The organism is Sphingomonas palmae, from assembly GCF_900109565.1.
Classification (GTDB): Bacteria; Pseudomonadota; Alphaproteobacteria; order Sphingomonadales; family Sphingomonadaceae; genus Sphingomonas; species Sphingomonas palmae.
Genome location: NZ_FNZZ01000001.1, coordinates 338,178 through 349,737 on the forward strand (window position 1 = coordinate 338,178; position 11,560 = coordinate 349,737).

The 11,560-nt window shown below is 69.8% G+C and carries 15 protein-coding genes and 1 tRNA gene; 1 reads left to right on the forward strand and 15 read right to left on the reverse strand.

All coding sequences use genetic code 11. The annotated features are described in order from the left end of the window. Window positions 1–101: 101 nt before the first annotated feature. Window positions 102–317: a DUF3072 domain-containing protein gene (locus BMW51_RS01625; RefSeq protein WP_093002697.1), complete on the forward strand. Its 216-nt coding sequence runs from the start codon at window positions 102–104 to the stop codon at window positions 315–317. 50 nt (window positions 318–367) lie between these two features. Here the strand turns inward: BMW51_RS01625 and BMW51_RS01630 are convergent, their stop codons facing one another. The 15 genes from BMW51_RS01630 to BMW51_RS01700 form a co-directional block, all read right to left on the reverse strand. Next, a complete protein-coding gene (locus tag BMW51_RS01630; protein WP_093002699.1) occupies window positions 368–1,009 on the reverse strand; it encodes a tetratricopeptide repeat protein in 642 nt (213 codons plus the stop codon). 4 nt (window positions 1,010–1,013) lie between these two features. Then, window positions 1,014–1,448, reverse strand: a complete 435-nt coding sequence (gene ccmE, locus BMW51_RS01635) for a cytochrome c maturation protein CcmE (RefSeq protein ID WP_093002701.1) — start codon at window positions 1,446–1,448, stop codon at window positions 1,014–1,016. 97 nt (window positions 1,449–1,545) lie between these two features. Beyond that, window positions 1,546–2,271, reverse strand: a complete 726-nt coding sequence (gene ccmC, locus BMW51_RS01640; RefSeq protein WP_093002703.1) for a heme ABC transporter permease CcmC — start codon at window positions 2,269–2,271, stop codon at window positions 1,546–1,548. Window positions 2,272–2,324: 53 nt separating this feature from the next. Then, entirely contained in the window at window positions 2,325–3,371 is a 1,047-nt protein-coding gene (locus BMW51_RS15975; protein ID WP_093002705.1) for a Leu/Phe/Val dehydrogenase, read from the reverse strand. Window positions 3,372–3,394: 23 nt separating this feature from the next. Further along, a tRNA-His gene (locus BMW51_RS01650) sits at window positions 3,395–3,471 on the reverse strand. 63 nt (window positions 3,472–3,534) lie between these two features. Continuing rightward, window positions 3,535–4,257, reverse strand: coding sequence for a type II secretion system protein N (gene gspN / locus BMW51_RS01655; protein ID WP_093002707.1), 723 nt, complete (start codon window positions 4,255–4,257; stop codon window positions 3,535–3,537). Continuing rightward, complete coding sequence (gene gspM / locus BMW51_RS01660) at window positions 4,257–4,733, reverse strand: type II secretion system protein GspM (protein ID WP_093002709.1); 477 nt, start codon at window positions 4,731–4,733, stop codon at window positions 4,257–4,259. The genes gspN and gspM overlap by 1 nt, the downstream gene beginning before the upstream one ends. Before the next feature lie 16 nt (window positions 4,734–4,749). Next, entirely contained in the window at window positions 4,750–5,847 is a 1,098-nt protein-coding gene (gspL, locus tag BMW51_RS01665; RefSeq protein ID WP_093002711.1) for a type II secretion system protein GspL, read from the reverse strand. Further along, window positions 5,844–6,812, reverse strand: coding sequence for a type II secretion system minor pseudopilin GspK (gspK, locus tag BMW51_RS01670; protein ID WP_093002713.1), 969 nt, complete (start codon window positions 6,810–6,812; stop codon window positions 5,844–5,846). The genes gspL and gspK overlap by 4 nt, the downstream gene beginning before the upstream one ends. Next, window positions 6,799–7,479 carry a type II secretion system minor pseudopilin GspJ gene (gspJ, locus tag BMW51_RS01675; RefSeq protein ID WP_245708230.1) on the reverse strand — a complete coding sequence of 227 codons (681 nt, stop codon included), beginning with the start codon at window positions 7,477–7,479 and terminating at the stop codon, window positions 6,799–6,801. The genes gspK and gspJ overlap by 14 nt, the downstream gene beginning before the upstream one ends. Beyond that, complete coding sequence (gene gspI, locus BMW51_RS01680) at window positions 7,476–7,868, reverse strand: type II secretion system minor pseudopilin GspI (RefSeq protein WP_177171475.1); 393 nt, start codon at window positions 7,866–7,868, stop codon at window positions 7,476–7,478. The genes gspJ and gspI overlap by 4 nt, the downstream gene beginning before the upstream one ends. Continuing rightward, complete coding sequence (locus tag BMW51_RS01685; protein WP_245708231.1) at window positions 7,855–8,367, reverse strand: GspH/FimT family pseudopilin; 513 nt, start codon at window positions 8,365–8,367, stop codon at window positions 7,855–7,857. The genes gspI and BMW51_RS01685 overlap by 14 nt, the downstream gene beginning before the upstream one ends. Beyond that, the gene (gene gspG / locus BMW51_RS01690; protein ID WP_093002719.1) at window positions 8,342–8,779 is read right to left on the reverse strand and encodes a type II secretion system major pseudopilin GspG; all 438 of its coding nucleotides are present in this window, start codon (window positions 8,777–8,779) and stop codon (window positions 8,342–8,344) included. The genes BMW51_RS01685 and gspG overlap by 26 nt, the downstream gene beginning before the upstream one ends. A gap of 22 nt (window positions 8,780–8,801) precedes the next feature. Then, window positions 8,802–10,025 (reverse strand): type II secretion system inner membrane protein GspF, encoded by a 1,224-nt coding sequence (gspF, locus tag BMW51_RS01695; protein ID WP_093002721.1) that lies wholly within the window; start codon window positions 10,023–10,025, stop codon window positions 8,802–8,804. An 8-nt stretch (window positions 10,026–10,033) separates the two neighbouring features. Beyond that, window positions 10,034–11,536, reverse strand: coding sequence for a GspE/PulE family protein (locus BMW51_RS01700; RefSeq protein WP_093003787.1), 1,503 nt, complete (start codon window positions 11,534–11,536; stop codon window positions 10,034–10,036). Between the last annotated feature and the right edge of the window lie 24 nt (window positions 11,537–11,560).

The following is an 11,560-nucleotide window of genomic DNA, read 5'->3' on the forward strand; positions in this document are numbered from 1 at the left end:
TGGTCCCCATATCGTTGCCGCGCCTAGCACTCTCACTATGCGCCCGCAACGCGGAACAGGAAGCGAACATGGCGCGTTCGAGCGGGCGAAAGGATCACCCGATGAGCGACACCAATCCCAAGTCCGAACCATTCAGCAACGCCGAGAAGAACCCCGACGACTGGACGACCGGCGACGAGCCGATGACCGGCGCGCAGGCAAGCTATCTCAAGACGCTGAGCGAGGAAGCGCGCGAGGAGTTCGACGACTCGCTGACCAAGGCGGACGCGTCCAAGAAGATCGACGAGCTGCAGGCAAAGACCGGTCGCGGGCAGTAATCCGGTGACGCAGGCGCGATCAGCCAGCTTGATCGCGCCTTAAGCCTCATTCAGCGCAGCGCGCCGGTGGCGACCAGCCGCTCGAGCAGCGCCAAACGCAGACCGATCTCTCGCCGGTAGTCCGTCCCTTGCGGCGACAGCGCGTACGCGCGACGCCAATACGCTCGCGCTGTCGTGAAATCGCCTGCGCGAACGTAAGCGAGTCCTGCGTAGAACGGCGGAGCCGGATGCTCGGGCGCAAGCTGCGCCGCGCGGCGGAAGGCGAGCAGCGCGGGCGGCTGAACCGGTCCCGCGCCGTTCTCGTTCGAAATGCCCGCCAGCGTTGTGCCCAGCCAGGTCCAGGCAATGAAGCTGTTGGGCAACTTGCGCACCGCGCCCAGCATCACCTGCGCCGCCGCCTGCGGATCGCCGCTGCGCGCCATCGCGTCCGACGCGATCAGGTATGCGGCGTCCTGCGTGTAGCTGCCGAGCAGGCTGGCGCGCAGCGCGATCATCTCGGGCTCGATCGGCGAGGCGTCGACCCGCGGGCGTGCATCGGCGCTCGCCAGGAGCGGACGCCCCTGCCACGCGTAGCCCGCCGCACCCAAGAACAACGCCGCGCCGATCAACGACCACAGCGGCCGCGCAACCCGCAACGCGACCAGCGCCGCGAACACGGCACCACCCAGCAGCGCGAGCGTCAGATAGCCCATCGGCTCATCGCTCCAGCGTCTTCGTCTCGTGCATCCGCCCCTTCATCTCGGGCGGCATATACCTCTCGTCGTGCTTGGCGAGCAGATTGGTCGCGGTAAACGAGCCATCGGGGTTAAAATGCCCCTCCGCGACCACGCCGGAGTTCTCGCGAAAAAGGTCGGGCGCGATGCCGGTGAAGCGCACCGGCGTCGTCGCCTTGCCGTCGGTCACCACGAAGTCGATCGACACGCCATCCGCCGCGCGCCGGATAGAGTGATTTGCGACCATCCCGCCCAGCCGCACCGCCTTGTCAGGTGACGGCAATGCGCCCGCGACATCGGACGGCGCGTAGAAGAACGCCGCCTGATCCTTCAACCCCGACAGCGCCAGCACCGCCGCGAGCACGATCGCGAGCACACCCGCGCCTGCGAGCGCCATTCGCTGGTTCTTCGCGGTCACTTCTCCGCGCGCCGCATCGCGAGATAGCTGACGAGCGCCAGCACCGCCGCGCCGCCCAGCGTCACGCCGTACGCCGCCCAGACGAAGGGCCACGCGTTCACGCCGCCGCCTTCCGACGCATCCGCGCCTCGGCCTTCGCGGTCGCGAGCAGCGCGCGCATGCGCATCAGCACGATCGCGGCGAACAGCAACGTGAACCCGATCAGCGTGATCGGCAGCGGCCAAAGGATCGACCGATCAATCGTCGATTGCGTCAGCCCGATGCTCGGGCCCTGGTGCAGCGTGTTCCACCACACCACCGAATAGCGGATGATCGGCAGCAGCACCGACCCGGCGATCCCGTACAACGCCGGGATCTCACCCGCGCCGCCGCGCTCGCGATCGGCGCGCGACAGCGCCATATAGCCCAGATAGACGAACAGCAGCAGCAGCATCGACGTCAGCCGCCCGTCCCACTGCCAATACGTCCCCCAGGTCGGCCGCCCCCATATCGCACCGGTAACGAGGCAGATCGCGGCGAACACCGCCCCCGGCATCGCAATCGCGCGCGCAGCGATGGCCGCCAGCGGATGACGCCAGACGAGAAACGCGATGCTCGACAATGCGATCCCGCTCCAACCCCCCATGCCCAGCCATGCGGCGGGTACGTGCAGGTAGATGATGCGAACGCTCTCGCCCTGAAGGTAATCGGGCGGTGTCATCGTCAGGCCTGCGAAGGCACCGAAGGCGATCAACGCGGCGCCGAGCCAGAACAACACCGGCGTCAGCGGCCGCGCGACTTTGAGGAAGCGCGCGGGATTGGCAAAGGCGTGAAGCGCAGGCACGTCGCTACCGTTAGATCAGCCGACCGCGCGCGTCACGCGTCACACACTCGGGCTCAGCGTCCGATCAGGCGACGCGCCATGCGATCGGCGACCTCGGCCGCAGGATCGCCCGTCGCCTCGCTCTCGTCCCACACCTGGTGCAGCCGCTCGGGGATGCGCGCGATCCGCGCCATCACCTCGACCTCGTCACCGTGGCCGAGATACTCAAGCCCGACGTTGATGATGCCGCCCGCGTTGATGACGTAATCGGGTGCGTAGGTGATGCCCGCGTCGTGCAACCGCTTGCCCTCGGCCGCGGTTGCGAGCTGGTTGTTCGCGCCGCCGGCGACGATTTTCGCCTTCAACCGCCCGATCGACTGTTCGGTCAGGATCGCACCCAGCGCATTGGGGCTGACGATGTCGGCGTCGGCGAACAGGATTTCGTCGGCGGACGCAGTCTTCGCGCCCAGCTCGGCGGCCATCCGCTCGGCACGCGCAGTATCGACGTCGGCGATGGTCAGCACCGCGCCGTCCTTCGCCAGCAACTTGGCGAGCCCGCCGCCGACCGAGCCGACACCCTGGATCGCGACGCGCACGCCGCGCATGTCGTCGCTGCCCAGCCCACGCTTCGCCGCCGCCTTGACGCCTAGGTAAACGCCGTGCGCCGTGTACGGCCCCGGATCGCCGCCCGCCGCACCTTCTGCGACCGGCAGGCCCGAGACGTACTGCGTTTCGCCCGCGATCACCTTCATGCGCGCCTCCGACATGCCGACGTCCTCGGCCGTGACGTAGCGTCCGCCGAGCGATTCGACCTTCTGGCCGAACGCGCGCAGCTGCGCCTCGCTGATGACCGCGCCGGGCTTGTCGGCCAGGATCACGCCCTTGCCGCCGCCCAGCTCCAGCCCCGCCATTGCGTTCTTGTAGCTCATGCCGCGCGACAGACGCAGCGCATCGGTGATCGCGCTCGCCTCGTCGGCGTAATGCCAGAAACGCGCGCCGCCCGCGGCCGGGCCGAGCGCGGTCGAGTGGATCGCGATCACGGCCTTCAACCCCGACGCGGGATCGGTGAACAGGTGGACGCCCTCGTGGTCGTCGAAATCAGGGAAACCCCAGTTCGCCATAACGCTCCAGCCGGGTAGATTGATGGGGCGACCGACGGGACTTGAACCCGCAACTTCCGGCATCACAAGCCGGCGCTCTAACCAATTGAACTACGGTCGCCGCGAAGGCCCGCGCATTAGTCGCCCGCGCAACATTCCGTCAACCGGCAAAGTGCAGATCGCGTCAGAACCGCCCCTCGATCGCCAGCATCCGTGCCGCTCCGTTGGCGACGAACCCGGCGGTGTCGAGCCGCGTCGCGATCGCCGGATCACTTGGGACCAGCGTCAGCTCGGCACGGTACCGCCCGTCTGCCCACAGCCTCAGCGCCGCACCCTCGGTACCCGCCGCACTGACCAGCGGCAGCAGCAGCGCGCCGCCGTCGCACCGCGCCGTTCCGCTCACCGCGCCCGGCAGCGCCGCACCAAGGAACGTGCCCGAAATCTCCGCCCGCACGCGCCCCTCGGCCGCCTCGCACGCGCCATCGACGAAGTGCACGCTCACCTCGTCCAGGTTGAGCGCGGTGACCGGCAGCGGCGCGAACGCGCCCGCCGGCTCGATCGGCCCGGTTGCGCCGATCACGCCCGCGCGGTTGCGCGACAGTTCAACCGTTCCCGACAGCGTCTGCGCCGCGTCACCGTTGCGGCTCTCCAGCGCGACGCGCGCGCGCCCGATCAGCAGCGCGAGCGGGGAGACGCGCGCGTTCAGGTCGCCGAGCGCCAGATCGCCGAAGCGCGCCTCGGTCAGCCGCCCGGACCACACGCTGCCCCGCACCTCGCGCGCGGCAAACCCTTGCTCATCGAGCCCCGCCCAGCCGAGCACCAGCCTGAGCGGCAGCAGCACCAGCAGCGCGGCGACGAACATCGCCAGGAACAACGTACGCCGATCGGTCGCGAGCCGTATCCGCATCACGCCGCCCTCGCCTTCAGCGTCATCTGCGCGGTCACCGTGCCGTCGCCGTTGCCGCGCACGCTCAGCCCGTCGACCAGCACGCCGTCGTTTTCCAGATTACCGATCCACGCCATCAGCGCGCCCGCCTTGGCGGTGGCGATCGACGCGCGCACGCGGTCGTTCGCCTCGGGCTCCAGCGTCGCGAGTGCAAATCCCGCCGCCTCCGCACGTGTCCGTACCTCGTCGGCCAGCGGCAGCTGTACCGGGCGCAATTGCCGCCGCTGGATCGACTTCACCGCCGCCAGTTCGCGCTCCGCGCTCCCGGCGCGCACCACCGCGTCGGCGTAGCGCTCGCGCGTCGACGACAGCCCGTTGCGCACCGGGCGGATCACCAGCCCCCATACGATCGTCACCGCCAGCAGCCCCAGCATGACGAGGATCAGGCGCCGCTCGCGCAACGACCGCCCCGTGAACCATCCACGCAGTTCGTTCATGCGTCCTGCTCCCCCGTCACGGCGCGACCGTCAGATCGCCGGTCAACCGCCCACCGGATTGCTGGAACACACCGCTCGTCACGGTGAACCCTGCCCGCTCAAGCTGCGTCTTGACGCTGTTCGCCTGCCCTTCGCCCGCCACCGACAAGGACACGCGCAGCGCACCCGTCGGCTGGAAATCAAGCGCGGTCACCTCGCTGTCGGGCACCGCCTGCACGATCTGGTAAATCGCCGCCGCGGTGCGGCTGAACCCCGATCCCGGCCCCCGCAGCCGCGACAGCCGCTCGCCCAGCATCCGCGCCGCATCGCCCTCGCCGGCGCCGCGGGGCAATCCCTGCCGTGCCACCGCGTCCGCGTGCGCCTCCAGCGTGTCCGCCTCCAGCGAGTAGCGCGCGATCCGCACCAGATCGATCGCCAGCGTCGCCAGCAGGATCGCCGCGACCAGCAGCCCCAGCCGCCTGACGGTCGCCCAGTCGATCGCGCGCCGCGTCCGCCGCGCGAACGGTCCTTGCCTCAGATCGAGCGGCCACGTGGCTGCCGCATCCGCCGCCGCGCGCAACACCTCGTCGCGCGCCAGCGCCACCGGCTCGGCGTCGCCCAGGATCAGTTCGGTCAACCGCGCCTCGTCGGCGAACCCGGCCGAGCGTCCGCGCACCACCGCCTGTCCGGCCACATCGCCGCGCAGCCAGCCCTCCTCGGGTGTCGGCAGCAGCAGCGGCGCGGGCAGCATCGCGACTGGGTCGATGCCGCGCGCGTTCATCTCGGCGAGCCACGCCGCCATCCGCTCGGGCGAGACGACCGCAATCGCGCGTTCCTCGCCATCGGCGCCCTCGCGCGCCGCCCCGACCGCGACGTGCAAGTCGGCCGGTGTCGCGGTGGCGTCGCTGACCACGATCCGCGCCGCCGCGGCCGCCTGCGCCGCCGACCGCGCGGGCAGCGCCGCCCAGTGCAGCGTCACGGCGTCGGCAGGTGCGACCGCCACGACCGGCAGGTTCGCATCCGCCTCGGCGGGCGGCATGCCCTCGCCCTCGTCGAGCACATCGTCGCGCATACGCCACCAGCGCCACGGCTGATCCGCGGCAGGCGGCACGAAAAGGAGCGTCGTCGCGGTCATGATACGTCGCCCCATTGCCGCGAGACGAGCCGCGCGGGAAGGGTCCGCGCGTCGATCAGGCCCTGTTCGTGCAATTCAGCGCCATTCGCGACCACGTCGATCGTCAGCGCGAACCACACCGACTTCACCCGCGTCTGCGCTTTCGCATCCATCGCCGGCGTGCCAGCACCGCCCAGCGACAGCGCGTTCCACACCGGATCGGTCGAGCCATAGCCCTGTTCGGGCCGCCTCAGCAGCACCCCGCGCGCCGCCTCTACGCCCCCGCCCGTCTCCAGCAGCATCGCCAGCAGCGGCGCCTGTTCGGGCAGCAATGTGTTGACGTTGATCACCGCGCGATCGACCGTCGGCAGCGCGCACAACCACGGGCGCAGCAGCTGATACTGCTCGGCCGTCACACCCGACACCGCGCGCAGCTCGCTCACGTCCGCCATCAGCGTGCCCGAGGTGCGATAGCCTCGATATGCGCCATCCTCCGCCCCGCCGGGCAGCGCGGCGTCATCCGAGTCGATGAAATCCGCCGTAGCCGCCGGGATCGCCTCGCCGCCCGGCACGCGCAGCAACCGGATCAGCCGCTGGAATTGCAGCAGCGTCTGGTTGTTCGCCGCGTAGCTGCCATCGGGTGCCTCGACCACCAGGCTGTTGAGGTTGAAGCAATTGCCCCCGTCGCGCACCCGCGCCGTCGCGACGCCGCCCGGGATCGGTAGTCCGAACGGCCGATCGCTCCATCCGCCCAAGAGCGCGACGCGGTCACCCGCTTGCCTGAGCAAACTTGTCACCCGCGTCGTCGCCAGCGTCTCTGCGGCGTAGGCGTAACCACGCGCGGCATCGAGGGCGCCCGCGTTGGCGGTCAGCCGCGTCGACACGCGCAATCGCTCCAGCGCGGTCGCCGCCAGCACCGCGATGACCGCCACCAGCAGCAGCACGGTCAGCAGCGCCGCGCCGCGCTCGCCCCTATCGCCGCGCATTGGGTGTCGGCGTGGGAGTGGGTGACGGTCGCGCACCGGGCGCATCGCCGCGACGCGGGCGCGGCGCGCCGGTGCCGACCAGGAACAGCATGCGATAAGCGGTGCCATTCTCGCGCACCAGCGTCAGCTCCGCCGCCTGCGGCAGCGCGGCGAGCGGCGTGCCCTGCCAGCTGTCGCTCCACGCGCCGGCGTAGCGGAACCGCCACGTCGCCTGACGCACGCCCTCGACGATCAGCGCCGCCGGCAGCGGTGCCGCCCCGTCGAGCGCCGGGTATCCGACTCGCTCGATCCCGCCCGCGGTCAGCTGATATTCGACCTTCTGCAACGTCGCGCGCGGTGACTGGTCGATGTTGCTCCACCCGCCACGTACCAGTCGCAGCATCGGCACCTGCCCCGCACCGCCGGTGAAAGCGGGCAGCCGCGTTCCGTTCTGATCCCGCGTCGGGCGGTTCACTGCCTGCGCAAGATCGGCGGTCAGGATCGACGAAAGCCGGTTGATCGCGCCGATGTCGTCCAGCGCCGCGCCCGAGGCTCCTTGCGCGCGCACGCTGAACGCGAGCAGCGCGACGCCCGCCGCCGCGATCATGCCGAAGATCATCAGCGCGATCATGACCTCGATCAGCGTGAAGCCGGCCTGCCCCTGACTTCTTCTTGGCGCGCGCCTCACTGCTGCACGCTCGCCAGTTGCGCGGGCGGGCGGATCATCGTCGCGCGCCCCAGCACCGCGCCCTGGCTGTCCGCCACCGCCACGTCGACGCGCATCACGTCACCGTCGCCGATCGCGCGCACGTCCCGCACCCAGCGCCACGCGCGGCCGCCGTTCTGCTCCGCGCCCGTCACGCGCCCACGCGTCGGCGGCTGCACGTCGCTCACCGCCTCAACCGCCACGTTTCTGGCGACGATCTGCGCCAGCAACGTCGATTGCAGCAGCGCAGTCGACCGGATCGTCGCGCCCTCCAGCCGGATCAGCGCCAGCGCCGCCAGGCTGAACACCGCCAGCGCGACCATGATCTCGATCAGCGTAAATCCGCCGTCGCGCTGATTACCCCGCGACACGGACGCTCCCGTCCGCCGCGATCGCGACGCTCGCGCTCGTCCCATCACGCCTGAGCGACACGTTGAGCGACTTGTCCGCGAGCCCCGTCGTGTCGAACGTCACCCGCTCGCGCACCAGACCCGTCGCGCCCGTTCCCTGGCTCCACCGCTCGACTCGCAGCGGCTTCTCGACCATCGCCGCCCAGCGCCCGCCGCGCCACTGGTCGAACCCATATCCCGAGGGCGTCACCCATACGCTGACCGGCCGCGCATCGATGATCGCGCTGTCGTGCGCCGCGCGCACCCGCGTCGCGAAGCGGGCCGCCTCGTCCATCAACCGCCCGCGCGGATCTGGCATCGCCAGCACCGCGACCGCGGAGGCCAGCCCGATGATCGTCACCACGACCATTAGCTCGATTAGCGTGAAGCCCCGCTCGGCCGGGCGCAGCACCGACGTGAAGCCGTTTGCCGCCCGTGCCGCGCGAGGGTGGCCGTTACTGCCAGCTACCGATATCGGCATTGATCCCCTCGCCGCCGTCCTTGCCGTCGGCGCCCAGCGTCCAGACGTCGGCGGCGCCATGCTGCCCCGGCGACGCGTACAGATACGGCCGGTTCCACGGATCCTCGGGCAACCGCTTGATATAGCCGCCGGCCTGGTACCGCGAAGCGTCGGCGCCGGCAGGTGCGCTCACCAGCGCCTGCAATCCTTGCGACGTCGTCGGATAGCTGCCCTGCTGCAGCCGGTACATCTCCAGTCCCTGTTCGATCGTCGCGATGTCCGCCTTCGCCTTCTGGATGCGCGCGGTGTCGCCCGACGGCAGCACATTCAATGCCACGATCGTCGCGAGCAAACCGATGATGACGATCACCACCATCAGCTCGACGAGCGTGAAGCCGTTCTTCTTGCGGCGCTTCTTCTGTTCGATACGCATATATTCTCTCACTGTCCTCATCCTACTGGCCCGCAAGCGTGTTGAGCTGAAGGATCGGCAGCAGGATCGATAGCACGATCGTCGCGACGATGCCGCCCATGATGACGATGATCAGCGGCTCCAGCAGCGACAGCGCGGTCGCGGTGAAGCGGTCGAACTCGCGCTCCATGTAATCCGCCGCGCGTTCCAGCATCTCGTCCAGCCGCCCCGCCGCCTCGCCCGACGCCGCCAGATAGACCAGCAGCGGCGGGAACACCGCGGTGCGCCGCATCGCCGCCGACAGGCTTCCGCCACCGCGGATCGCGTCGGTGATCTCGTCCGACGCCGCCTTCAGCCGTCGGTTGTGAATCGTGCCCGCGGTCAGGTTGAGGCCTTCCAGCAGCGGCAACCGGCTCGCCACCATCGTCGACAGCGTCCGCGCCATTCGCGCCGCGTGCAGATCGCGCAGCAACCGCCCAACCAGCGGCACGCGTAGCAGCCAGGTATCGAACGCCAACCGGATCGGCGGCTGACGAAGCGCCGCCCAGGCGCCCAGCCCGACGAGCACCATCACCAGCAGCATCGCCCACCAGTAATCCGTGATCGCCGCCGACAGCGCGATTACCATGCGGGTCAGAAACGGTAGCTCCTGCCCGACGGTGTCGAACTGCTCGACCACCTGCGGCACCACGAACGCCATCAGCGCGATGACCACACCCATCGCGACGGTTGCCAGTACCGCAGGGTACGCCATCGCGGTGAACAGCTTGCCCCTGATCTCCGCCTGCCGCTCCAGCAGCAGCGACAGTCGCTCCATGATCTCCGGCAGCGAGCCCGAACTCTCACCCGCCGCGACCATCGCGCGGTAGAGCGGCGGAAAACTCCTCGGCTCGCGCGCCATCGCGTCCGCCAGCCGGCGCCCCTCGGTCACGCCGGCGTGAACGTTCTGCACGATCACGCGAACGCGCTCCTGCTCGGTCTGGCGCGACACGGTGCGCAGGCTTTCCTCCAGCGGCGAGACGCGGTTCAAGGTCGCCAATTGCCGCGTGAACAGGGTCAGCTGCTTGCCCGACATCTTGACGCGGCCGAGTTCGAGCCCGAAGAGCGGGCGTCCCTTGCTCGCCGGTGCGCTGCCCGGCTCGATGCGAACGACGAACAGCCGCCGCCGGTCGAGCACCGCGCGCGCCGCCTCGACCGATGCCGCCGCGACATGCCCGCGCGCCTCGTTGCCGCGCGTGTCGATCGCGACATAGTCGAAATCAGCCACGCCGCGTCTCAGGCATCCGCGATCGCCGCCTCGGCCGCATCGGCCGCAACAGTGTCGGTCGCGTCTGCCCGGCTGACGCGGATCGCTTCCTCTGCGGTGGTGCGTCCTTCCTCGACCAGCCGCCGCGCCGCACCCGCCAGCGTGTCGCGCGCCGGATCGGCGAAAGCGTGCCGCGCGATCGCGTCCTCGTCGCCGCCGTCGTTGATCAATCGCCGAATGGTCGGGTCGACCCGCACCGCCTCGTACACACCGATGCGCCCGCGAAAGCCGGTGCGGTTGCACTCGTCGCACCCGACTGCCTCGTACACGATGGTCTCGGGCGCGATCCCGAGCAACGGCGCCACCGTCTCGCGCGCCGGAACGCTGCGCCGGCACGTCGGGCACAGCCGCCGGACCAGTCGCTGCGCGATCACCGCGCGCAATGTCGAGGCGAGCAGGAACGGCTCGACCTTCATGTCGCGCATACGCGTGATCGCGCCGACCGCGTCGTTGGTGTGGACGGTGGAGAGCACCAGATGCCCCGTCAGCGACGCCTGCACCGCAATCTCGGCCGTTTCGCGGTCACGGATTTCACCGATCATCACCGTGTCCGGGTCCTGCCGCAGGATCGCACGCAGACCGGCGGCAAAGGTCAGCCCGACCTTCGCGTTCACCTGCGTCTGCCCGACACCTTCGACCGCGTACTCGACCGGGTCCTCGACCGTCAGGATGTTGCGGCTGCCGTCGTTCAGCAGGCGCAGCGCTGCGTACAGCGTCGTCGTCTTGCCGCTGCCGGTCGGACCGGTCACCAGCACGATCCCGTTCGGCACCGCGATCGCCTCGCGCAGCAGCGCATTCATTTCCGCGCTCATGCCCAGCGCGTCGAGGTCGATCCCCGCATTCTCCTTGTCGAGAATACGCAGCACCACGCGCTCACCCGCGCGTGCCGGCAAGGTCGAGACACGCACGTCGAGCAACTTGCCCCCCAGCGTCAGCCCCATGCGCCCGTCCTGCGGCACGCGCCGCTCGGCGATATCCAGTCGCGCCATCACCTTGATGCGGCTGACCACCACCGGCGCCACGTGCGGCGGCATGCGCAGCGTCTCGCGCAACACGCCGTCGATCCGCATGCGGATGACCAGCCCGGTCTCGTACGGTTCAATATGGATGTCCGACACGCCGTTACGCGCCGCGTCCGCGATCACGCCGTTGATCAGCCGTATCGCCGGCGCGTCGTCGGCGGTATCGAGCAGATCGTCCGCCGTCGGGAGACCTTCGGCCAACAGGTCGAGCTCGTCGCCCATCCCCACCGCCGCCGCCGCGGTCGCCTGACCGTCCATCGCGTAATTGTCGCTCAAGAGCCTGTCGAACGCGGGCGCCTCGATCACCACCACGTCGAACGCGCGGCCCAGCACGCGGCGCACCTCGATCAGCGCGCGTGGATCGCTCCCCTCGCGCAGCGCCACCCGATCACCATCGAGCGCGACACCGAACTTGCGCGCGAACGCATAAGGTAATTGTACCGGCACCATCGGCGGCACGACCTGCGGCACCTC

Excerpts from the sequence above, each read along its gene's own strand:
- BMW51_RS01700 (WP_093003787.1), bottom strand. The coding sequence starts at position 11,536 with ATGGTGCCGGTACAATTACCTTATGCGTTCGCGCGCAAGTTCGGTGTC.
- BMW51_RS01685 (WP_245708231.1), bottom strand. The coding sequence starts at position 8,367 with ATGCCGATATCGGTAGCTGGCAGTAACGGCCACCCTCGCGCGGCACGG.
- BMW51_RS01630 (WP_093002699.1), bottom strand. The coding sequence starts at position 1,009 with ATGGGCTATCTGACGCTCGCGCTGCTGGGTGGTGCCGTGTTCGCGGCG.
- gspM (WP_093002709.1), bottom strand. The coding sequence starts at position 4,733 with ATGAACGAACTGCGTGGATGGTTCACGGGGCGGTCGTTGCGCGAGCGG.
- BMW51_RS15975 (WP_093002705.1), bottom strand. The coding sequence starts at position 3,371 with ATGGCGAACTGGGGTTTCCCTGATTTCGACGACCACGAGGGCGTCCAC.
- gspG (WP_093002719.1), bottom strand. The coding sequence starts at position 8,779 with ATGCGTATCGAACAGAAGAAGCGCCGCAAGAAGAACGGCTTCACGCTC.
- BMW51_RS01625 (WP_093002697.1), top strand. The coding sequence starts at position 102 with ATGAGCGACACCAATCCCAAGTCCGAACCATTCAGCAACGCCGAGAAG.
- gspK (WP_093002713.1), bottom strand. The coding sequence starts at position 6,812 with ATGCGCGGCGATAGGGGCGAGCGCGGCGCGGCGCTGCTGACCGTGCTG.
- gspL (WP_093002711.1), bottom strand. The coding sequence starts at position 5,847 with ATGACCGCGACGACGCTCCTTTTCGTGCCGCCTGCCGCGGATCAGCCG.
- gspN (WP_093002707.1), bottom strand. The coding sequence starts at position 4,257 with ATGCGGATACGGCTCGCGACCGATCGGCGTACGTTGTTCCTGGCGATG.